At 70.1% G+C, this 21,709-nt stretch carries 21 protein-coding genes; 15 read left to right on the top strand and 6 right to left on the bottom strand.

Annotated elements, in window-relative coordinates; genetic code table 11:
* The first annotated feature begins 50 nt into the window (after window positions 1–50).
* The 13 genes from CR162_RS01780 (at window position 51) to CR162_RS01720 (ending at window position 14,152) form a co-directional block, all read left to right on the top strand.
* Window positions 51–1,655, top strand: coding sequence for an ABC transporter substrate-binding protein (locus tag CR162_RS01780; RefSeq protein WP_099093928.1), 1,605 nt, complete (start codon window positions 51–53; stop codon window positions 1,653–1,655).
* A 9-nt stretch (window positions 1,656–1,664) separates the two neighbouring features.
* Window positions 1,665–2,606: an ABC transporter permease gene (locus CR162_RS01775; RefSeq protein WP_099093813.1), complete on the top strand. Its 942-nt coding sequence runs from the start codon at window positions 1,665–1,667 to the stop codon at window positions 2,604–2,606.
* On the top strand, window positions 2,603–3,529 hold the full coding sequence (locus CR162_RS01770) for an ABC transporter permease (RefSeq protein ID WP_176559678.1): 927 nt from the start codon (window positions 2,603–2,605) through the stop codon (window positions 3,527–3,529). Before CR162_RS01775 ends, CR162_RS01770 begins: the two co-directional genes overlap by 4 nt.
* A gap of 4 nt (window positions 3,530–3,533) precedes the next feature.
* Window positions 3,534–4,526: an ABC transporter ATP-binding protein gene (locus CR162_RS01765; RefSeq protein ID WP_099093812.1), complete on the top strand. Its 993-nt coding sequence runs from the start codon at window positions 3,534–3,536 to the stop codon at window positions 4,524–4,526.
* The gene (locus CR162_RS01760) at window positions 4,523–5,605 is read left to right on the top strand and encodes an ABC transporter ATP-binding protein (RefSeq protein ID WP_245870066.1); all 1,083 of its coding nucleotides are present in this window, start codon (window positions 4,523–4,525) and stop codon (window positions 5,603–5,605) included. The genes CR162_RS01765 and CR162_RS01760 overlap by 4 nt, the downstream gene beginning before the upstream one ends.
* A gap of 202 nt (window positions 5,606–5,807) precedes the next feature.
* On the top strand, window positions 5,808–6,314 hold the full coding sequence (locus CR162_RS01755; RefSeq protein WP_099093811.1) for a (2Fe-2S)-binding protein: 507 nt from the start codon (window positions 5,808–5,810) through the stop codon (window positions 6,312–6,314).
* Window positions 6,315–6,399: 85 nt separating this feature from the next.
* On the top strand, window positions 6,400–8,805 hold the full coding sequence (locus CR162_RS01750; RefSeq protein ID WP_099093810.1) for a xanthine dehydrogenase family protein molybdopterin-binding subunit: 2,406 nt from the start codon (window positions 6,400–6,402) through the stop codon (window positions 8,803–8,805).
* Between the two features lie 13 nt (window positions 8,806–8,818).
* Window positions 8,819–9,613 (top strand): FAD binding domain-containing protein, encoded by a 795-nt coding sequence (locus CR162_RS01745; RefSeq protein ID WP_099093809.1) that lies wholly within the window; start codon window positions 8,819–8,821, stop codon window positions 9,611–9,613.
* Window positions 9,614–9,695: 82 nt separating this feature from the next.
* The gene (gene hpxZ, locus CR162_RS01740; RefSeq protein ID WP_099093808.1) at window positions 9,696–10,091 is read left to right on the top strand and encodes an oxalurate catabolism protein HpxZ; all 396 of its coding nucleotides are present in this window, start codon (window positions 9,696–9,698) and stop codon (window positions 10,089–10,091) included.
* A complete protein-coding gene (locus CR162_RS01735; protein WP_099093807.1) occupies window positions 10,088–11,350 on the top strand; it encodes an NAD(P)/FAD-dependent oxidoreductase in 1,263 nt (420 codons plus the stop codon). The genes hpxZ and CR162_RS01735 overlap by 4 nt, the downstream gene beginning before the upstream one ends.
* 84 nt (window positions 11,351–11,434) lie before the next feature.
* On the top strand, window positions 11,435–12,232 hold the full coding sequence (locus tag CR162_RS01730) for a cold-shock protein (RefSeq protein WP_176559677.1): 798 nt from the start codon (window positions 11,435–11,437) through the stop codon (window positions 12,230–12,232).
* Between the two features lie 146 nt (window positions 12,233–12,378).
* Window positions 12,379–13,068: a hypothetical protein gene (locus CR162_RS01725; protein ID WP_099093805.1), complete on the top strand. Its 690-nt coding sequence runs from the start codon at window positions 12,379–12,381 to the stop codon at window positions 13,066–13,068.
* A 94-nt stretch (window positions 13,069–13,162) separates the two neighbouring features.
* The gene (locus tag CR162_RS01720; protein WP_099093804.1) at window positions 13,163–14,152 is read left to right on the top strand and encodes a Bug family tripartite tricarboxylate transporter substrate binding protein; all 990 of its coding nucleotides are present in this window, start codon (window positions 13,163–13,165) and stop codon (window positions 14,150–14,152) included.
* Window positions 14,153–14,193: 41 nt separating this feature from the next.
* Here the strand turns inward: CR162_RS01720 and CR162_RS01715 are convergent, their stop codons facing one another.
* A complete protein-coding gene (locus CR162_RS01715; RefSeq protein ID WP_099093803.1) occupies window positions 14,194–14,943 on the bottom strand; it encodes an SDR family oxidoreductase in 750 nt (249 codons plus the stop codon).
* 107 nt (window positions 14,944–15,050) lie between these two features.
* Here CR162_RS01715 and CR162_RS01710 point away from each other — a divergent pair, with 107 nt between their 5' ends.
* Window positions 15,051–15,689 (top strand): hypothetical protein, encoded by a 639-nt coding sequence (locus CR162_RS01710; RefSeq protein WP_099093802.1) that lies wholly within the window; start codon window positions 15,051–15,053, stop codon window positions 15,687–15,689.
* A gap of 85 nt (window positions 15,690–15,774) precedes the next feature.
* On the opposite strand, the gene CR162_RS01705 is transcribed toward CR162_RS01710, so the two are convergent.
* From CR162_RS01705 to CR162_RS01695, 3 genes are all read right to left on the bottom strand, one after another.
* Complete coding sequence (locus tag CR162_RS01705; protein WP_176559675.1) at window positions 15,775–16,497, bottom strand: response regulator transcription factor; 723 nt, start codon at window positions 16,495–16,497, stop codon at window positions 15,775–15,777.
* Between the two features lie 259 nt (window positions 16,498–16,756).
* On the bottom strand, window positions 16,757–17,833 hold the full coding sequence (locus CR162_RS01700) for a glycosyl hydrolase family 8 (RefSeq protein ID WP_099093925.1): 1,077 nt from the start codon (window positions 17,831–17,833) through the stop codon (window positions 16,757–16,759).
* Window positions 17,834–18,262: 429 nt separating this feature from the next.
* On the bottom strand, window positions 18,263–18,502 hold the full coding sequence (locus CR162_RS01695) for a NepR family anti-sigma factor (RefSeq protein ID WP_141563053.1): 240 nt from the start codon (window positions 18,500–18,502) through the stop codon (window positions 18,263–18,265).
* A gap of 149 nt (window positions 18,503–18,651) precedes the next feature.
* On the opposite strand from CR162_RS01695, the gene CR162_RS01690 reads away from it, so the two are divergent.
* Window positions 18,652–19,488: a response regulator gene (locus CR162_RS01690; protein ID WP_099093799.1), complete on the top strand. Its 837-nt coding sequence runs from the start codon at window positions 18,652–18,654 to the stop codon at window positions 19,486–19,488.
* A 17-nt stretch (window positions 19,489–19,505) separates the two neighbouring features.
* On the opposite strand, the gene def is transcribed toward CR162_RS01690, so the two are convergent.
* Both def and CR162_RS01680 read right to left on the bottom strand, forming a co-directional pair.
* Window positions 19,506–20,090, bottom strand: a complete 585-nt coding sequence (gene def / locus CR162_RS01685) for a peptide deformylase (RefSeq protein ID WP_099093798.1) — start codon at window positions 20,088–20,090, stop codon at window positions 19,506–19,508.
* Window positions 20,091–20,141: 51 nt separating this feature from the next.
* Window positions 20,142–21,527 (bottom strand): hypothetical protein, encoded by a 1,386-nt coding sequence (locus CR162_RS01680; RefSeq protein WP_099093797.1) that lies wholly within the window; start codon window positions 21,525–21,527, stop codon window positions 20,142–20,144.
* Window positions 21,528–21,709: the final 182 nt, after the last annotated feature.

The raw sequence follows: 21,709 nt of genomic DNA, 5'->3' as shown, positions 1-21,709 counted from the left end.
CCGACAAGCGGCCGGAATGGCCCGATGCTGGGAGATGAGGGGGTATGACGATGGAACGCAGGTCTTTCCTGAAGTTCGCCGCCGGCGCGGCAAGTGTTCCGGCGCTCGGCGGCGGCCTGTCCGCGCCGGCCCTGGCGCAGGGCGCGGCGGCGCGCACGCTGCGCTTCGTGCCGCAGGCGAACCTCGCCAATTTCGACCCCATCTGGGGCACGCAGTATGTCGTCCGCAACGCCGCCATGCTGGTGTGGGACACGCTCTACGGCTTCGATTCCAAGCTGCAGCCGCAGCGCCAGATGGTGGAAAGCGAGGAGGTCTCGGCCGACGGCCTGACCTGGACCTTCAAGCTGCGCTCCGGCCTGAAGTTCCACGATGGCGAGCCGGTGCTGGCCAAGGACGCGGTGGCGAGCATGGCCCGCTGGGCGGTGCGTGACCCGATGGGGCAGATGATCCGCGCCATCCAGAACGAACTGGTAGCGGTGGACGACCGCACCTTCCGCTGGTCGCTGAAGCAGCCCTACCCGAAGATGCTGCTGGCCCTGGCGAAGAACAACTCGCCCTGCAGCTTCGTCATGCCCGAGCGCATCGCGAAGACCGATCCGTTCCAGCAGATCACCGAGTATGTCGGCTCCGGCCCCTTCCGCTTCGTGAAGGACGAGTGGGTGCCGGGCGCCAAGGCATCCTTCGCCAAATTCGATGGCTATGTGCCGCGCGAAGAGGCAGCCGACTGGATGGCCGGCGGCAAGCGCGTGATGGTGGACAAGGTGGAGTGGGTCATCATGCCCGATCCGGCCACCGCCTCCTCCGCGCTGCAGAATGGCGAGGTGGACTGGTGGGAGAACCCCATCGCCGACCTGGTGCCGCTGCTGAAGCGCAACCGCAACGTCAATGTCGACATCGCCGACCCGCTGGGCAATGTCGGCAGCTTCCGCATGAACCACCTGCACGCGCCGTTCAACGACCCGCGCGCCCGCCGTGCCGTGCTGATGGCGATGAGCCAGGAGGACTACATGCGCGCGCTCGTGGGCGACAACCCCGAGCTGTGGAAGCCGCTGCCCGGCTTCTTCACGCCCGACACCCCGCTCTACTCGGAAGCGGGCGGTGAGCCGCTGAAGGGCAAGCGGGACTACGAGGGCGCCAAGAAGCTGCTGAAGGAGGCGGGCTATGACGGCCAGCCCATCACCATCCTGGTGGCGCAGGACCAGCCCATCACCAAGGCCTTCGGCGATGTCAGCGCCGACCTGCTGAAGCGCATCGGCATGAATGTCGATTTCGTCGCCACCGACTGGGGCACGGTCGGCAGCCGCCGGGCCGTGAAGACCCCGCCGAGCCAGGGCGGCTGGCATGTCTTCCACACCTGGCATGCCGGCGCCGATTGCATCAACCCCGCCGCCTACACCGCGATCCGCGCCAATGGCGACGGCGCCTGGTTCGGCTGGCCGAAGAGTGAAGCCATCGAGGCGGCGCGCGATGCGTGGTTCGCCGCCCCCGACATGACCGCGGAGAAGGCCGCGATCGACAAGCTGAACAAGGAAGCCATGGATTTCGGGCTCTACGCCCCGACCGGCTTCTTCCTCTCTTACCAGGCCTGGCGGAAGAACGTGTCCGGCGTCGTGAAGGCGCCGATCCCGTTCTTCTGGGGCGTCACCAAGAGCTGATCGAAAAGCATGTTCGCCTACATCGTCCGACGTGTCCTGGCGACGATCCCCGTGATGGCGATCGTGGCCCTGTTTGTCTTCAGCCTGCTCTACATCGCCCCCGGCGATCCGGCGGCGGTCATCGCGGGTGACCAGGCCACGCCGGCCGATGTGGAGCGGATCCGCGCCAGCCTCGGCCTCGACCGCCCCTTCCTGGTGCGGTTCGGGGAGTGGGTGTTCCGCATCCTGCGGGGCGACCTCGGCGTCTCCATCTTCACCAACCTGCCGGTGACGCGGATGATCGCCCAGCGCATCGAGCCCACGCTCTCGCTGATGGTGGTGACGCTGTTCCTGGCGATCACCATCGCCGTGCCGCTCGGCGTGGTCGCGGCCTGGAAGGCGGGCTCCTGGATCGACCGCGGCGTGATGGCCTTCGCCGTGCTCGGCTTCTCGGTGCCCGTCTTCGTGGTGGGCTACCTGCTGGCCTACTTCTTCGCGCTGGAGCTCGACTGGTTCCCGGTGCAAGGCTACACGCCCTTCGCCCAGGGCGTCGGGCCGTGGCTGTCCAACCTCGTCCTGCCGGCGGTGGCGCTGGGCGGCGTCTATATCGCCCTGATCGCCCGCATCACCCGCGCCACCATGCTGGAGGTGCTGCAGCAGGACTACATCCGCACGGCGCGGGCCAAGGGCGCGGGGCAGGGCACCATGCTGTTCGTCCACGCGCTGAAGAACGCGGCCGTTCCCATCGTCACGGTCATCGGCATCGGCGTCGCGCTGCTGATCGGCGGCGCGGTGGTGACGGAAAGCGTCTTCGCCATTCCCGGCCTCGGCCGCCTGACGGTGGACGCCATCCTGCGCCGCGACTACCCGGTGATCCAGGGCGTGATCCTGCTGTTCAGCTTCGTCTACGTGCTGGTCAACCTCCTCATTGACCTCAGCTACACCCTGTTCGACCCGAGGATCCGGTATTGAGCACCACCATCCTGCCCCCGGGCGCCGTCTCGCGGCAGAGCGTCGCCGCGGCGCCCCCTCTGCCGGACGTCATGCAGCCGAAGCAGCCCCGCAAGGGCTTCCTGGGCTACCTGACGCGCCACCCCACCATCGCCATCGGCGGCTCCCTGCTGCTGCTCATGATCGCGGTCGCCATCTTCGCCCCCTTTCTCTGGACGAAGGACCCGACGGCGCTCGCACCCGTCATGCGCACGCGCGATCCCTCCGCCGCCCACTGGTTCGGCACGGACATGCTGGGGCGCGACGTCTATTCCCGCGTGCTCTACGGCACTCGCGTCTCGCTCATTGTGGGCTTCGGCGTGGCCATCGCCGCCTCGGTCATCGGCCTGTTCATCGGCCTGGTCTCGGGCTTCGTCCGCTGGGCGGACAGCATCATCATGCGCGTCATGGACGGGCTGATGTCGATCCCCTCCATCCTGCTCGCCATCGCGCTGATGGCGCTGACGCGGGGCTCGGTCGGCAATGTCATCCTGGCCATCACGGTGGCCGAGATCCCGCGCGTCTCCCGCCTGGTGCGCGGCGTGGTGCTCAGCCTGCGCGAGCAGCCCTATGTGGACGCCGCGGTGGCCTCCGGCACCCGCACGCCGGTCATCATCTGGCGCCACATCCTGCCCAACACCCTGGCGCCGATGACCGTGCAGGCCACCTATATCTGCGCCAGCGCCATGATCACCGAGGCGATCCTCTCCTTCATCGGCGCGGGCACGCCGCCCATCATCCCCTCCTGGGGCAACATCATGGCCGAGGGGCGGGCGCTGTGGCAGGTGAAGCCCTACATCGTGTTCTTCCCCGCCATCTTCCTTTCCATCACCGTGCTGGCGGTGAACCTGCTGGGCGACGGCCTGCGGGATTCGCTCGATCCGCGCGCGGCGAAGCGGGTGTAACGCCATGGCGCTGCTCGAAGTCGAGAACCTCCAGACCCATTTCCGCACCCCCGATGGCGGCGTGAACCGCGCCGTGGACGGGCTCACCTTCTCGGTGGAGGCGGGCGAGACCGTCGCCATCGTGGGCGAGTCCGGCTGCGGCAAGTCCGTCACCTCCATGTCGATCCTGCGGCTGATCCCGGAGCCGCCGGGCCAGCTCGCCGGCTCCATCCGGTTCGAGGGGCGCGACCTGCTGAAGCTGTCGGAGCGCGAGATGCGCGACATCCGCGGCAACGAGATCAGCATGATCTTCCAGGAGCCGATGACCTCGCTGAACCCGGTGCTCTCCATCGGGCAGCAGATCGGCGAGGCGCTGCGGCTGCACCAGGGGCTCTCCAAGTCCCAGGCCGAGGCCAAGGCGGTGGAGATGCTGACGCTGGTCGGCATCCCGGCGCCGGCCAAGCGGGTGAAGGAATACCCGCACCAGCTCTCGGGTGGCATGCGCCAGCGCGTGATGATCGCCATCGCGCTGGCCTGCAACCCGAAGCTGCTGATCGCCGACGAGCCGACCACGGCGCTCGACGTCACCATCCAGGCGCAGATCCTCGACCTGATGCGCGACCTGAAGCACCGCGTCGGCGCCGCCATCGTGCTGATCACCCACGATCTCGGCGTGGTGGCCGAGGTCGCCGAGCGGGTCATCGTCATGTATGCCGGGCGCAAGGTGGAGGAGGCGCGGGTGGAGGAGCTGTTCCGCGCGCCCAAGCACCCCTACACCCAGGGCCTGCTCGGCGCCGTGCCGAAGCTCGGCTCCTCGCTGGACGGCACGACCGAGCGCCTGGCCGAGATCCCCGGCCTGGTGCCCAGCCTGAAGCAGAAGATCCAGGGCTGCGTCTTCGCCAGCCGCTGCCCGCATGCGACCGAGCTGTGCCGCGAGGTTCCGCCGGCGCTGGAGGAGAAGGCGCCGCGCCATGTCGCCGCCTGCCATTACGCGGTGAAGGAGGCCGTCGCCGCATGAGCATGACCATGGGAACCCACCCCGCCCACGCCACCGCGCCGAAGCGCCCCCCTGGCCGCGGCGGCAGGCCGCTGCTGGAGGTGAACGACCTCAAGAAGCACTTCCCCATCAAGGCGGGCTTCTTCGGCGGCACCACCGGCCATGTCTATGCGGTGGACGGCGTCAGCTTCCACATCGACAAGGGCGAGACGCTCTCGCTGGTGGGCGAATCCGGCTGCGGCAAGTCCACCGTCGGCAAGGCGCTGCTGCGGCTGTTCCCGCCCACGGCGGGGCAGGTGGTGCTGGACGGCCAGCGCATCGACGATCTCAGCCAGGCCAAGCTGCGGCCGATGCGCCGCCGCGTCGGCGTGGTGTTCCAGGACCCGTTCTCCAGCCTCAACCCGCGCATGCGGGTGAAGGACCTGCTGGCCGAGCCGATCCGCAATTTCGGCCTGGCCAAGAACAGCGCCGACCTCGACGAGCGCGTGGCCAGGCTGATGGACACGGTGCGCCTGCCGCGCGACGCCGTGAACCGCTGGCCGCACGAGTTCTCGGGCGGGCAGCGGCAGCGCATCTGCATCGCCCGCGCGCTGGCCGGCGAGCCGGACCTGATCGTCTGCGACGAGGCGGTCTCGGCGCTCGACGTCTCGGTCAAGGCGCAGATCGTCAACCTGCTGCAGGACCTGCAGAAGGAGCTGGGCCTCGCGCTGCTGTTCATCAGCCACGACCTCGCCATCGTCGAGCACATGACGCACCGCGTGGCGGTGATGTATCTTGGCAAGATCGTCGAGATCGCGCCAAGGCGCGAGCTGTTCGGGGCGCCCAAGCACCCCTACACCGAGGCGCTGCTCTCGGCCGTGCCGGTGCCGGAGCCTGGCTCGGCGCGCCAGCGCATCGTGCTCACGGGCGACGTGCCGAGCCCGATCAACCCGCCCTCGGGCTGCCGCTTCCACACGCGCTGCCCCTATGCCTTCGACCGCTGCAAGGTCGATGAGCCGAAGCTGCAGCAGACCGCGCCGGGACAGTGGGCGGCCTGCCACCTGCACGACCTGCCGGCGGAGCGGAACCCGCTGGCGCGCGGCGTTTCCATGCCGGTCTGAGAAGGCGGGCGGGCGAGGGGAAAGGGAGCCACGGCTCCCTTTTTCCCGCGCCTTATCTGAGAACGCTTCTCAATCGCGAAAAGCGGTGGTAAACGTCATGGCCTGGGTGCATCCGCCCGCTTGACGGGCCGCCCGTGCTTGGATGACCTTTCCCTCAGGGACGCCGCGTCGCGCGGCGCCGTCTGCATGGGGGAGACGCGGCATGCCGCAAGTCACGCTGACCGTGAACGGCCAGAGCCACACCGTTGAAGTGGAAGCCCGCACGCTTCTGGTGGAAGTGCTGCGCGAGAAGCTGCGCCTGACCGGCACGCATGTCGGCTGCGACACCAGCCAGTGCGGCGCCTGCGTGGTGCATATCGGCGAGGACAGCGTGAAGTCCTGCACCATCCTGGCGGTGCAGGCCGACGGCGCCGAGGTCACCACCATCGAGGGCCTGGCCGCGGCCGACGGCGCGCTGCACCCGATGCAGGAGGCCTTCCGCGAGTACCACGCGCTGCAATGCGGCTTCTGCACGCCGGGCATGGTGATGAGCGCCATCGACCTGGTGAGGAAGCACCCGCAGGGCCTTTCCGAGCAGGAGATCCGCGAGGGGCTGGAAGGCAATATCTGCCGCTGCACCGGCTACCACAACATCGTCAAGGCGATCGCCGCCGCCGCCGATGTGATGCAGGGCCGCACCTCCGAGCTGGCGCGCGCCGCCGCCGAGTAGGCCAGGCCGCGACGCCGGCGCCGACCGGCCAGATAAGGCCGGCGCGACACAGAAGCGTTCCGCATGCCGTTGGGAGGCGAAGTCCATGAATGTCACCACCCCCCCTTCCGAGGGGATCGGGGCCAGCGTTCGTCGCCGTGAGGATCTGCGGTTCCTGTCCGGGCGCGGGCAGTACACGGACGACCTGAACCGCCCCGGGCAGCTTCACGCCTGGATCCTGCGCAGCCCCCACGCGCATGCGCGGATCGGCGGCATCGACACCGCGGCCGCCGCCGCCATGCCGGGGGTGCGGGCCATCTACACCGCGGCCCACATCGAGGCGGCGGGGCTCGGCGGCGTCCCCTGCGGCTGGCAGGTGACGGGCAAGGGCGGCAAGGTGATGGCCGAGCCGATGCACCCCGTTCTGGCCAGCGGCAAGGTGCGCCATGTGGGCGACCCCGTGGCCGTGGTGGTGGCCGAGACGCGCAGCCAGGCGCGGGACGCGGCGGAGGCCATCGCGGTCTCCTATACGCCGCTGCCGGCGCTTCCCACCATGGCGGCGGCGCTGGCCCCCGGCGCCGCGCTGCTGCATGACGACGCGCCCGGCAATGTCTGCTTCGACTGGGAGATCGGCGACGCGGCGGCCACGGATGCCGCCTTCGCCGCCGCGTACAAGGTGGTGCGCTTCGAGACCACCAACAACCGGCTGGTGCCGAACGCCATGGAGCCGCGCGCCGCCATCGGCGACTACGACCCGAACAGCGGCGAGCACACCCTCTACACCACCAGCCAGAACCCGCATGTCATCCGGCTGCTGATGGGCGCCTTCGTGCTGAAGGTGCCGGAGCACAGGCTGCGCGTGGTGGCGCCCGATGTGGGAGGCGGCTTCGGCAGCAAGATCTACCACTACGCCGAGGAGGCCATCGTCACCTGGGCGGCCGCGCAGCTGAAGCGCCCGGTGAAGTGGACCTGCGAGCGCAGCGAGGCCTTCGTCTCCGACGCGCATGGCCGGGACCATGTCACCCGGGCCGAGCTGGCGCTGGACGCGGAGGGGCGCTTCCTTGGGCTGCGCGTCGAGACGCTGGCCAATATGGGCGCCTATCTGTCCACCTTCGCGCCCGCCGTGCCGACCTATCTCAGCGCCACGCTGCTGGCCGGCTGCTACACCACGCCGGCGATCCACGGGCAGGTGAAGGCGGTGTTCACCTCCACCGTGCCGGTCGATGCCTACCGTGGCGCCGGGCGGCCGGAGACGACCTATCTGCTGGAGCGCCTCGTCGACGTCGCGGCGCGCGAGATGGGGATGGACCGGGTGGAGATCCGGCGGAAGAACTTCATCCGCCCCGACCAGTTCCCGTACCAGACACCCGTGGCGCTCCAGTACGACAGCGGCGACTACGAGGCGACGCTGCGGGAAGCCCTGCGCGTTGCCCGCTACGACAGCTTCGAGCAGCGCCGGGCGGAGGCGAAGGCACGCGGCAGGCTGCGCGGCATCGGCATCTCCACCTATCTGGAGGCCTGCGGCATCGCGCCCTCCAAGCTGGTGGGGCAGCTCGGCGCGCGGGCCGGGCTCTACGAGGTGGCGAACATCCGCGTCCATCCCACGGGCAGCGTCTCGGTGTTCACCGGCACGCACAGCCACGGCCAGGGGCACGAGACCACCTTCGCCCAGCTCGTCTCGGAGCAGCTCGGCGTGCCGCTCTCGCAGGTCGAGGTGGTGCACGGGGACACCGGCAAGATCCCCTTCGGCATGGGCACCTATGGCTCGCGCAGCCTGGCCGTCGGCGGCAGCGCCATGGTCAAGGCGATGGACAAGATCATCGCCAAGGGCAGGAAGATCGCCGCCCATCTGCTGGAGGCCTCGGTCGAGGACATCGAGTTCTCCAATGGCCAGTTCCGCGTCGCCGGCACCGACCGTGCCAAGGCCTTCGCCGAGATCAGCATGGCGGCCTATGTGCCGCACAACTACCCGATCGAGGAGATCGAGCCGGGGCTGGAGGAGACGGCCTTCTACGACCCGAAGAACTTCACCTATCCCGGCGGCTGCCACATCTGCGAGGTGGAGATCGACCCTGAGACGGGCGAGACGGAGGTCGTCAACTTCACTGCCTGCGACGATGTGGGCCGCGTGATCAACCCGATGATCGTGGAAGGGCAGATCCAGGGCGGCCTGGCCCAGGGCATCGGCCAGGCACTGATCGAGAACACGGTGTATGACTCCGAGGGCCAGCTGCTCTCGGCCAGCTTCGCCGACTACGCCATGCCGCGCGCGGCGCAGATCCCCGCCTTCGACGTCTCCACCAGCACCACGCTCTGCACGCACAACCCGCTGGGCGTGAAGGGCTGCGGGGAGGTGGGCGCCATCGGCTCGCCGCCCGCCGTCATCAACGCCGTGGTGGACGCGCTGCGTGACTACGGCGTGACCCATGTCGAGATGCCCGCGACACCGCAGAAGATCTGGTCCATCATCCATTCCAAGGGCGGCGCGGCCCTGCCCGCCGCCGCCGAGTAGGGAGCCCCTCGCGATGTATGATTTCGCCTACCACAAGCCGACCAGCGTCGCGGACGCGGTGAAGCTGCTCGCCGAGGACCCGGACGCCCGGCCGATCTCCGGCGGCATGACCCTGCTGCCCGCGCTCAAGCACCGGCTGAACATGCCGAGCGCCCTGATCGACCTGTCCGGCATCGCCGAGCTGCGCGGCATCCGCCGCGAGGGCGATGCCCTCGTCATCGGCGCCATGGTGAAGCATTTCGAGATCGCCACCGACCCGCAGATCATGGCGGCCATTCCGGCGCTGTCGCGCATGGCCGCCACCATCGGCGACACCCAGGTGCGCAACCGCGGCACCATCGGCGGCAGCCTGGCCAACAACGACCCGGCGGCCGACTACCCGGCGGCCGCGCTGGCCCTCGGCGCCACGCTGATCACCGACCGCCGCCAGATCCCGGCCGACGCGTTCTTCGTGGGCATGTTCACCACCGCGATGGAGCCGGGCGAGCTGCTGGTCGGCGTGTCCTTCCCCATCCCCGAGAAGGCGGGCTACGCCAAGCTGCGCAACCCGGCCAGCCGCTACTCGATGACGGGCGTGTTCGTCGCCCGCGGGCCGAAGGGTGTCGGCGTCGGCGTCAACGGTGCCGCCGCCTGCGCCTTCCGGCAGAAGGAGATGGAGGCGGCGCTGGCGGCCAACTGGTCGCCCGAGGCCGTGGCCGGAATCCGCCAGCCGGCGGACGACCTGAACAGCGACATCCATGGCAGCGCCGAATACCGCGCCAACCTGGTCACGGTGATGGCCAAGCGCGCCGTGGCCGACGCCGGCTGAGGCAAATCGCGGGCCGGCCCTTCCGCCGGCCCGCACCCTGCGGCACGCTGCGTCTTCCAATGGCAGGGAAGGGGAGACTCGCGTGCAGATCGACGATCCGGCGGTGATTGCGGAAGCCCGGGCGGTGTTCGACCGCTACGAGGACGCGCTGATGAACAACCGCACGGAAATCCTGGACAGCATCTTCTGGGCCGATCCGCGCACCGTGCGCTTCGGCATCGGCGAGATCCTCTACGGGCACGATGCCATCCGCGCCTTCCGCGCCTCGGTGAAGGCCTATGCGCAGCGCGTGCAGCGAAAGGTCCACATCGTCGCCTTCGGGCGGGACTTCGCCGCGACCCACCTGGAATATGAGCGCGTCGGAACAGGCCTGATCGGGCGCGAGACCAAGATCATGGCGCGGCTCCCCGAGGGCTGGCGCGTGGTTTCCGCCCATGTCTCGCTGCTGGCGCCCGACCCGGGGATGCAGCCGCGGTGAGGGGCCACGCCGTCGTCATCGGCGCCGGCATCGTCGGCGCCACCACGGCGCTGGCGCTGCGGCGGGAAGGGTGGGGCGTCACCATCCTCGACCCTGGCGAGCCGGGCGGCGAGCAGGCGGCGAGCTACGGCAACGGCGCCTGGCTCTCGCCGCAATCCGTCATCCCGCCCGCCATGCCGGGGACGTGGAGAAAGGTTCCCGGCTTCCTGCGCGACCCGCTGGGCCCGCTGGCCATACGCTGGGGCTACCTGCCGCGCGTGGCGCCCTGGCTGCTGCGCTACCTCTGGGCGGGCTGGACCGAAGCCAAGGTGCTGCGCACCGCCCAGGCGCTGAAGCCGCTGCTGGAGGACGCGCCCGTGCTGCACCAGGCGCTGGCCGTGGAAGCGGGCGTGCCGGAGCTGATCCACCGCACCGGCCTGATGTACATCTATCCAGACCGCGCCGCCTTCGAGGCGGAGGCCATGGCCTGGCGCATCCGCCAACAGGTCGGCATCGCCTGGCGCGAGGTGGGCGAGGAGGAGCTGCGCCAGCGCGAGCCCGCGCTCGACCGCCGCTACACCTTCGGCATCCTGGCCGAGCAGGGCGGCCACTGCTCCGACCCTGGTGCCTATGTCGCGGCGCTGGTGGCGCTGGCGGCGCGGGAAGGGGCGCGCCACCTGCGCGAGGGCGCCACCGGCTTCCGCATCGAGGGCGGAAGGCTGCGCGCGGTGCTGACGCGGAACGGCGAGATCGCCGCCGACCGCGCCGTGATCGCGGCCGGCGCCCATTCGAAGGCGCTGGCCGCCGCCGCCGGCAGCCCGGTGCCGTTGCAGACGGAGCGCGGCTACCACGCCGTCATCGCCAGCCCCGAGGCGGGGCCGCGCATCCCGCTGATGCCATCGGACGGCAAGATGGCCATCACCATGACGCGCGGGGGCCTGCGCGTGGCGGGGCAGGTGGAGATCGCGGCGCTCGATGCCGCGCCCAACTGGAAGCGGTCCGAGATCCTGCGCGACCACCTGCTGCGCAGCTTCCCCGGCCTGCCGCGGGACATGCCGGCGGAGCGGGTGAAGGTCTGGATGGGCAACCGCCCGAGCATGCCGGACGGGCTCCCCTGCATCGGCCCCGCGCGCAACTCGCCCGATGTTGTGCTCGCCTTCGGGCATGGCCATGTGGGGCTTGTCGCGGGGCCGCGCACGGCCGGGCTGGTGGCGGACATCCTGGCCGCCCGCGAGCCGGATATTCCGCCGGAACCTTACGACCCACGGCGATTCGACTAGCAATCGGGCCGCTCTGGTGCGAGGATGGACCATGCCGGCCCTGCATCCCGTCGGGCCGCACACTTTACACGGATACGAGACGCAGTGTTTCCGGATAACGATTCGCAGGGCAGCACCGGGCCCATCGAGGCCGAGGTCAAGTGGTACAACGGCCGTAAGGGGTTCGGCTTCGTACTGGGCCCGGACGGTCAGGACGTGTTCTTCCACGCTTCGGCGCTGACCGAGGCCGGGATCGAGCCGCCCGAGACCGGTGACAAGCTGGTCTGCGAGATCGGCGCGGACCGCCAGGGTCGCCGGCTGGTGACCAAGATCCACGAGCGCAAGCTCGGCCCGGGCGCCCCGCCCGGTGGCGACCGTCCCCGCCGCGACTTTGGTGCTGGCGGCTTTGGCGACCGTCCGCCGCGCCGTGACTTCGGTGACCGCCCGCCGCGCCGCGACTTCGGCGCCCCGGGTGGCTTTGGCGATCGTGGCGGCTTCGGCGACCGTCCGCCGCGCCGCGACTTCGGCGACCGTGGCGGCTTCGGCGGTGGCTTCGGCGACCGTCCGCCGCGCCGCGACTTCGGCGCCCCGGGTGGCTTCGGTGGTGGCGACCGTGGCGGCTTCGGCGGCCCGCGTGGCTTCGGCGACCGCCCGCCGCGCCGTGACTTCGGCGGCCGTGACGAGGGTGGCCCGACCTATGCCGTGAACGGCACGGTGAAGTGGTTCGACCAGGTGCGCGGCTTCGGCTTCGTCACGCCGGATGACGGTGGCCAGGACGTGTTCCTGCACTCCTCCGTGCTGCAGCGTGCCGGCAAGCAGGATGTCCAGCAGGGCGAGAAGCTCAACCTGGAGGTCCGTGACGGCCAGCGCGGCCGCCAGGCTGTGGTGCTGAAGGGCGGCTGAGCCTTCCGCCACCCGATGATGGCCTGAATGGAGCCCCCGGCCTGCCAGCGCCGGGGGCTTTTTCGTGGCCTTAGCGATATCTTCAGCGTCACGGGTCCAGAACACCTCCCAGGGCCGGCCGGAGCCGGCTGAAGGGAAACCCTTGCATGTCGCTGGATTCCGCCTCCCTGCTTCCCACCCTGGTCCAGCCGTCCCTGCGCGCGGACATGGACGGGCTCGACAGCATCCTGCTCACCGGCCGCCAGCTCAGCAGTGCCAAGGCGCTGCTCGACCTGCTGGGGCAGGTGCTCGCGGATACCGACATGCTGGCCATGGAGGCCAGCCGCCTTCTGGAGCGGCTCGCCGGGGCCGCCGCGGCGGATGAGGGCCAGCACGCCGCCATGGCGCGCTACCAGCGGAACTTCGATGAGATCCTCTCGCTGCTGGCGGCATGCCGGCGTATCGGCCAGGCGCTGACGGGCGGCGTGGAGGACGGCGCTCCGGGCATGTTGCGCTCGCTGGAACTGCTGGAGCGCACCGCTGGCCGGCTGCCCGGCCCGCCCGCCAGCCCTGCCGCCGCCCTGGCCATGCTGCCGCATCTCGGTGCCTTCACCCTGGCCGTGGCGGAAGCGCGCGACAGCCTGGCGGCCGACCGGGGCGCGGTGGAGGCCCGGCTTTCGCTGAACCTGGAGCGGCTCGACGAGCACCAGCCCCGCCTCGGCGCGCTGGAGGACACGGACCTGCTGAAGGAAGCGGCACGGCTCCAGGCACTGCAGATCCGCCAGCAGCTCGATGGGCAGGCGATCGGCCTCGGCGCCCTGGTGCCGCGCTGCCTGCTGGATCTGCGCGGCGGCTGAAAGGTGGCCGGAACCCGTGCCGCTTTCCGGGTTCCCCCGGCGGGCGGCACGGGGATAGCCTCGCTTCCCACCACCGGAAGGAGTGCGTCCCGCCATGCGCCGAATGCTGCTTGGACTTGCGTTGGCCAGCTTCTGGCTTCCCCCGGCCGCCAGCCAGGCGCAGGAGGAGCCCTGGCCGAGCCGGCCCATCACCCTGATGGGCGGCTTTCCGAACGGCTCGGGTGTCGACATCTACCAGCGCAAGCTGGCCGAGCCGCTGGGCCAGGCACTCGGCGTGCCGGTGGTGGTGGACAACCGCAGCGGCGCCGGCGGCAACATCGCCAGCGACCATGTCGCGAAGGCGAAGCCGGATGGCTACACCTTCCTCTTCGGCACCGCCGGCACCCACGCCATCAACGCCACCCTCTACCGCAGCCTGCCCTTCGACCCGGTGAAGGACAGCACGCCGATCGCTCATCTCGGCGACGTGCCGAACGTGCTCACCGTCAGCCCCGAGCGGCGCCCGAACCTCGCCAGCTGCCAGGACGTGATCAGCGCCGCCAAGGCGCAGCCGGGCAAGTTGAACTACGCCTCCACCGGCAATGGCGCCTCGACGCATCTGGCGGGTGCGCAATTCGCCCAGGTGGCGCAGCTGGATATCGTGCATGTGCCGTTCCGCGGCCAGCCCGGCGCGCAGACGGCGCTGCTTTCCGGCGATGTGGACCTGTTCTTCAACCAGTCCGGCCCGTCCATCGGCTATATCCGGCAAGGGCAGGTGAAGGGGCTCGCGGTCACCACCGCCAAGCGGCTGGAGGCGCTGCCGGACGTGCCCACCGTGGCCGAGGCCTGTAGCCTGCCCGGCTTCGACAGCAGCACCTGGTACGGCATCTTCGCGCCTCCCGGCCTGCCGGAGCCGATCCAGGCGCGGATGAACGCCGAGATCCAGCGCATCATCGCCACGCCCGAGTTCCGCCGCTGGCTGATCGACACCCAGGGCATCACCCCCAGCACGATCTCCACCCCCGCCGAGTTCCGCGCCGTGCAGGAACGCGACATCGCCCGCTGGGGCGAGGTGGTGCGCCGCTCCGGCGCCCGGGTGGACTGAACCGCCCTGGCCGGAGGAGGCGCTCCCCCGGCCTGCACGCGTCAGCCCCGCCCGACGAAGGGCATCTTCGTCGCCATCACCGTCATGAACTGGATGTTGGCGTCGAGCGGCAGCGAGGCCATGTGCAGCACCGCCTCGCCCACATGCCGCACATCCATGCGCGGCTCCACCATCATGGTGCCATTGGCCTGCGGCACACCCTTCGCCATGCGGTCCGTCATCTCGGTCGCGGCATTGCCCACGTCGAGCTGTCCGCAGGCGATGTCCCATTTCCGCCCGTCGAGGCTGAGCGACTTGGTCAGGCCGCTGATGGCGTGCTTGGTGGCGGTGTAGGGGGCGGAGCCGGGACGTGGCGCATGGGCGCTGATCGAGCCGTTGTTGATGATGCGCCCGCCGCGCGGCTCCTGGTGCTTCATCATGCGGTAGGCCTCCTGTGCGCAGAGAAAGGCGCCGTGCAGGTTGGCGGCGACGACGCCGAACCAGTCCTCGTGCGAGATCTCGTCGAAATCGACCGCCGGGCTGCCGCGCCCCGCATTGTTGAACAGCAGGTCGCAGCGGCCCCATCTTTCCTTCACCGCGGCGAAGAGGGCGGAAACGGAGGCGGCGTTCCCCACATCGGTCGGCACGGCCAGGCAGCGCGTGCCGGCCTCGCCCGCCTGGGCGATGGTCGCCTCCAGCGCATCGGCGCGGCGGCCGGCCAGCGCGACATGCCAGCCGGCGCCCAGCAGGGCGAGCGCGGCGGCGCGGCCGATGCCGCTGCCCGCGCCGGTGACGACAGCGATCTTGCTCATGGGCGTTTCCCTTCTTACCTCAATCGGGCCGCAGCCTGCGGCGGCCGGAGGGGAAGCGCAAGCCAGCTCCGGCATGGCTGTCCGGCCTGTCCGGAAGGGAGGTTCCGATGCGACGCACCGCCATCCTGGCCCTGGCCCTCGCGGGGGCCGGTGCCGGCGCCGCCCTGGCCCAGGCGCCCGCGCGGAACGCTCCCGCCCAACTCTGGCCGACCCGCGACGTGGCGGTGACCTATACGGTGCGGGGCGGCGGCCAGGCGCCGCGCACCGTGCCCGCCGCCTGGCTCGCCGCCGAGCAGCGGCTGCGCGTGGAACCGCCGGAGGCGCCGGGCTGGGTGCTGGTGGATGTGCCGCGCGGCCAGGCGCTGATGGTGATGGATTCGGTGCGCACGGCGATGCAATTGCCGGAGGAGCAGAAGCTCCCGCTGGCCCAGGGCCTGCCGCCCGGCACCAGGATGACGCGGGCGGGCAGCGACACCGTGGCCGGCCACCGCTGCGACAACTGGCAGGTGAGCGGGCCGGAAGGGCAGGGCACGGTGTGCCTGACGCCGGATGGCGTGCTGCTGCGCGCCCAGGGCAGCCGCGAGGGCAGGCAGGGCTCGCTGGAGGCGACCGCCATTTCCTATGCGCGGCAGGATCCGGCCCGCTTCCGGCTGCCCGCCGAGTATCGCAGCGTCACGCTGCCGCCAGGGCTGCTGAAGAACCTGCCGCCGGGCCTGGCGCAGAACATCCCCGGCCTTTCCCGCTAGGCCCGAGCTTGCGACCGGGGCCCGTGCCCGTGCCCGTGCCCGTGTCCGTGCGCGTCCCGCTCCTGCCGGGCGGGCCGCGCGCCGGTCACCACACCAGCCGGTAGCCGCGCCCCCGCACCGCGAGGAGCTGGATGGCGCCCCCCGAGGCCTGCTCTAGCTTCTGCCGCAGCGAGGAGGCGAACTGGTCCACCCCCCGCTGCTGGGGCCGCCGGCGGTAGCCCAGCACATGCTCCGCGATCAGGTCCCGCTCGGCGGTGAGCGAAGGGTCGCGCAGCATCATGGCGAGCAGCCCCGCCTCGGCGCCCGTCAGGTGGATCTCGTGCCCTTGCGGCGGCACCAGCCTTTGCCGGGCGGGGTCGAGCAGCACGCCCATGGCCAGGCGCGGCGGCATGGGCCCCTGCGCCGTGGATGGCGCGGCGAGGCGGCGGGAAAGCGCCCGCAGCCGGGCCACCAACTCGCGGGGCGAGACGGGCAGGGGCAGGTGGTCGTCCGCCCCCAGCTCCAGGCTGGCCACGCGCTCCGCCTCGCCCGCCTGCCGGCTCAGCACCACGAGGCCACGGCCACGGCCGGGGATGCGGCGAAGCATCTCCGGCGCGGAGTCGGCGGCCCAGTCCAGGTCCAGCACCACGACGCGTGCCGGGGCCTGTTCCAGGGCCGCGCAGAAGTCGTTCAGGTCATCGGTCAGGTTCGGCTCGTAGCCGGACTGCGCCAATGCCTCGGACAATGCCGCAGCCATGCGGGCGCAACCCAGTCCGAGCAGGATGCCCTCGGCACGGACCTGTTCCGCCCGGCTGCGCGAGCGACGCAAGGGGGGTTCTAGGGTTGTGGCTTGGTTTACCATTGCTCGCAATGATAGCAGAGCGAGCCTAGGAATCTACCACAATGTGAGTTTTTCTCTAACAGATAGATGAGGTATCACAAATCTGCGCGAGAATGGAAACCCTCTTCCTTGACCGGATGAGGATTGGCGCTTTTCCAGGGCGTTGATGGGAAGCCGGCCGGCGCCACTGCCATGGCCATGGGTCAGCCGGGTCGCGGCAATGCCCGTGGCGTATCGGCGCCGCGCGTCAGGTGAGGGCAGATCGCTCGAAAGCGGCCAGGCGCGCGAGAAGGGTCAGCGCGGCGGCGTAGTAATGGGGCGCGGCATGAACGCGGGGCAGGTCCGAAACCTTTGCCTCGGGATCGAGCACCAGCCGCGCGATGGAATCCATGCCGCTATCGGCCGCGTAGGGCGCCACATGGTCCTGGGCGAACTCGGCCCAGGCGGGGGTGTAGCCGGAAGGGTGGGAGGCGCTCCAGAACCGCGCCGCGGCGCGCGCGGCCGGCTCGGCAGACAGACCCGCCCAGGCGAGGTAGAGCGGGATGCGAATGGCGTCGTAGGAAAAGCGGGCAGGCCAACCGGGAGCGGGCAGGGGCGGCTCGTCCGAAAGGTGCGACAGGCGGATCCAGTCCGCCGGCAGGTTCCAGGCACCGAAGCCGGTTTGCCGCAGCAGGGAGAGGCCGTCCTGGCGAAGCTCGCGCCACCGGTCATTCGGCATCAGCCGCGCCATCGCGTCGAGCGCGGGGAACACATAGTAGGACGGATTGATGACGGTGTAGCTGGGGTGCTCGAAGCCGAAGGCGGCCGGCAGCAGCACGGTCCGCCCCCGCACCTCCCGGACGCAGTTCTCGTGCAGGTCCCGCGCGATGGCGGCGGCCCGCCCCGAGAGTTCCGGGCGGTGCCACCGCCGGGCGGCCCTCTCGAGCGCCCAGGCGATGAACAGGTCGCCATCGGTGGCGTTGTTGCTGTCCTCCACCGGCTGCGGCCTGTTGGGGCGCCAGCTCCAGGCGTGGAGCGAATCATGAGGGCGGCGGAGGTTGCGGTGGGTCCAGGCGAACACCCGGTTGAAGGTGGCCTGGTCGCCATAGGCTTCGGCCATCAGCAACGCCCAGCCCTGGCCCTCCGAGTGCGAGGCATTGTTGTTGCCGGTATCGATGATGCGGCCGTCCGGCAGGAGGTACTTCGCCTTGAAGTCCTCCCATTCCTGCCGGCCGGGCAGGTTAAGCGCGGAGCGGAACTCGATCCGCTCCGGAGAGCGGGGCGTGGCAACGAACAGGCCGGCGCAAAGCGTGATCCATTTTCGCCGTCCCACGTCGTCTGGCATGGCCGGAAGCCCCATCATCCCCAAGGAGAATGACCACCCTCAATAGAAGGGTATCTAGCTTTACCCGTAATGCGCGCACAAGGACGGAAGTTAACATTCCTCAGGAGAAACTGTGGAGCTCGGACTTAACATTTTGGCGAGAACCCGACCGGTCTCAGCCTTTATCAACTTTGAGTTGATGAGCCTTGGCTGAACGATACGTCTTCGCCTGGAATGTGCCAGTTCTTAATCCCTGTTCTCCAGGCCAGGTGGTAGGACACAATATTGATGTCGTGCAACAATATTGAGAGCCGCCGCATACGCGAAGAAGGCCGGATGCTGCCCTGAAGGGTCCGAAGCCTCGAAAGCGTGGTGCTGGCGCTTCCCCTCTGCGCCGTCCACTCGCCGGGGGCGGCGCGTGCGGTGCTCCGCGGGCTCGGCGGTCCGGCTTCAGTGGGTGGTGGGGCGCAGCCTGCGCAACAGGGCGAGAAGCCGTGGCGGCAGAGGCTCCTCGGCCACCTCTTGGTATTCCTCGCGGATGCGCTCGTCGAGCCACTCGCGCCGCGTGGTGCCGGAGGCAGGGGCCGTACCGCCCGCAACCTCGTCCTCGGGGGTCGCAGCCGCCTGGTCTTCCTGGGCGGGCGATGACACGGAAGCGGGTTTGGCCACGCGGCAGTCTCTCTGTCTCACGAAGTGGTGTGCCATCCTATCGGCAGAGACCTGTGCATTTCGACAGGGAAGTTGTAACCCTCGGTTTCCCCTGACAAGAATTCACAGGCGCCGGCCTGGGCCGCAGGCGGTCCGGCCAGAGGGAGGCGCTTCCGGGAGGTCATGCGACGATGAGCTCCGATCCCGCCACCCTCCTGCCCATCCTCCGTTCGCTCCGCCGCTATGCGGCGGCCGCCACCGCCTCCCGCGTGCTCGGCGACCGCGTGGTGGAGGCTGCGCTGCGCGACCTGCTCGGCAAGCCTTCCAGCAGGCGCCTGCCAGGGCGCCTCCGCCTTTACCGCGCGGTGCAGGACCGGCTTTCCACGCTGCCGGAAGGGCTGCCTTCCGCGTTCGGAGACATGCCGGGCCCCTGGCCGCAGGAGCCGCATGCGCAGGCGCATGCTCTGGTCCGGCTCTGGCTGCGCCGCCGGCTGCGGCGGCTGACGGGGCCGCAGCGCCACGCCCTGTTGCTGTGCCATCTGGAGGGCTTCACCCCGCTCCGGATCGCCCAGATCCTGCGGACCGGCCCGGACATGGTGCGCGGCCTGCTCGCCGAGGCCTGGGCCATCACCGCCCCGCCCGGTCCGGCCGATATCCTGATCATCGAGGACGAGATGCTGACCGCGCTCGACATGTCCATGATGATGCACGATCTCGGCCACCGCGTGCTGGGTATCGCCGCCTCGGCACGGGAAGCGGAGATGCTGCTGGAGGATGGGCGGCCGGACCTGATCCTGTCCGATCTGCGGCTGGCCGCGGACTCCAGCCCCGCGGTGCTGCGCCATCTCGGCGGGGCGGATGCGGCGCCCGTCGTGTTCGTGACGGCCTGCGAGGAGCCGGTCCTGCCGGCAGGGCGCCCGGGCCCCGCCTTCGTGGTGCGCAAGCCCTTCTGCGCCCGGCACCTCGCCATGACGGTGTGCGATGCCCTGGCCGCCGGGCGCGAGCGCCGCCTGACCCCCAGCGCCTGACCCCCAAGCGCCTGAGATCAGCCTCGGGCTCCGGTGCCTGCCTCAGTCCGGCCGGAGCCCTGTGCTTGAGCCGGGGCCGCCTGGAAGCGGGCGATCTCCTCGTTGAACCCCATCAGGCGGAAGTCGCGCATCCGCATGGGGTAGAGGATGCCGTCGAGATGGTCGTTCTCATGCTGCACGACGCCGGCATGGAAGCCGCCCACCTCGGCCGAGACGGTACGGCCATCGCAGTCCTGTCCGGTGTAGCGGACCCGCCGGTGGCGCGGCACGGCGGCGCGCAGCCCGGGGATGGAAAGGCATCCCTCCCAGCGCAGATGCTTCTCCTCGCCCAGCGGCTCGACCACCGGGTTGATGAGCACGGTGTTGCCGACCGCCACGTCGTCCGGCGCGCCGGTGGAGCGTTCGGGCAGCACGCGGAAGACGAAGAGCCGCAGCGGGACATGCACCTGCGGCGCGGCGAGGCCGGCGCCCGGCGCGTCCTCCATCGTCTCGATCATGTCCCGCACCAGCCGCCGGATCTCCGGCGCGCCAGGGTCCGGCACGGGCTGGCACCGCTCCAGCAGGACGGGGTGGCCCATGCGGGCGATCTTCAGAATGGCCATGCCGGCTCCTGTGCGGGAAAGGGGGCTGTCCGAGGCCCGCCAGGCCGGCGCTCAGCCGAACACATCGTCCGTGCGGCCCTCGCGGAAGCCGTCCAGGATGTAGTGCCGGGCCGCCGCGTCCTGGTCCGTGCCGAAGGCCGCCTGCAGGTCCGGGTAGTTGATGAGGTATTGCACGGCATCGAAGCTGGCCTTGCGGCCCTCGAACCGCCCGTGCTGGAGGTAATGCAGGGCGCCGGCCTCGCGGTTCGCGCCGAAGGCCGCGATCAGGTCGCCATGGGAGGCGATGTAGTCCAGCGCGTCGAACAGCACCGCGCGCCCCTCATGCCGGCCCGTCGTGATGTAGTGCGCCGCCGCCCGGTCCTGGTTGCCGCCGAAGGCGAGGATGAGGTCCGTGTAGGAGGCGGTGTATTCGAGGCTCTCGAAGCGCGTGACACGCCCCTCGGCCCAGCCATGGGCCATGCGGTGCAGCGCGCCGGCCTCGCGGTCGGTGCCCAGGGCGTTCATCAGGTCCGTGTAGGAAGCGGTGTATTCGAGCGCGTCGAAGGTGATCGCGCGTTTCTCGATGAAGCCGTGGCGGATGTAGTGGGCGGTTGCGGCCTCCACGTCGAGGCCGAAACTCAGCTGCAGGTCGCCATAGGAGGCCAGGTATTCCGCGCCACGGAAGGCCAGGGGCCGGCCCTCCCGCGCGCCGAAATGGAGGTAGTGCTCGAAGCCCGCGGCCGGATTGGCGCCGAGGGCCTGGATCAGGTCCGGGCTCGCCGCGATGTAGCGCAGCGGCGCGAAGCCCTCGCCGATGGCGGCGCGCGTCTCGCCGCTGGCGAACTGGAGGCGCTCCACGCTGATCAGCCGGTCATTGCCCTCGAGCGCCAGCGCGGCAGCGGTCAGCGGAATGACGGCCAGGGCGCCGCTCCATTCCACCAGCCGGTAATCGGCGGCTTGCCCGCTCAGCACCACGGTATCGAAGCCGGGGCCGCCATCCACGGCATCGTCGCCTGGGCCGGGCAGGGCGGTGTCGTCGCCCGCGCCGAGCCGGATCGTGTCGTTCCCCGCATAGGTCTTCACATGGTCGTTCAACGGCGAGCCGGTCAGGACGTCACCGCCCGCCAGGAGGACGGACCGGGCCGAATCGCTCAGCCCGTGCCAGGTGCCGCCGAGCAGCTGGGCCACGGGCATGGCCAGGCCCTCGACCCGAAGGGTGGGGACGCCAGCCAGGCTTTCCTGGAAGCCGGACACGGCCCCCGAGGCCGGAACGCCATAGGCATCGTAGCGGAAGTCGCTGCCGAACAGTTCCAGGGCATAGGAGTAATCGCCAGTAAATCTGCGGTCTGCCCTGGCATAGCCGGCCTGCCGGTCGATGAAGGTCAGGTTGTTCCATGCGCCAGCGTTGAAAAGCCGGAAGTCGAGGCTGGCCTGATTTCCGGCTGTGATCTGGACCATCGGTGGGTTCCTGGGCCGCTACGTCTTGTTTCTTTTCGATAACACGGACAGCGCGGCTTGTCCCGGCCAAGTTTCAGCCTGCCTCCGAAGTCGTGGGAGGGCGCGCCGCCAAATCGGACGTTGCGCGACCCGTATTTTCTGCTACGGTATCAATCACGAAAAAGTGATTAAACTGGACGGAG

The organism is Teichococcus rhizosphaerae (genome assembly GCF_002631185.1).
Classification (GTDB): Bacteria; Pseudomonadota; Alphaproteobacteria; order Acetobacterales; family Acetobacteraceae; genus Pseudoroseomonas; species Pseudoroseomonas rhizosphaerae.
This window is presented reverse-complemented; position numbering and strand designations above follow the sequence as displayed.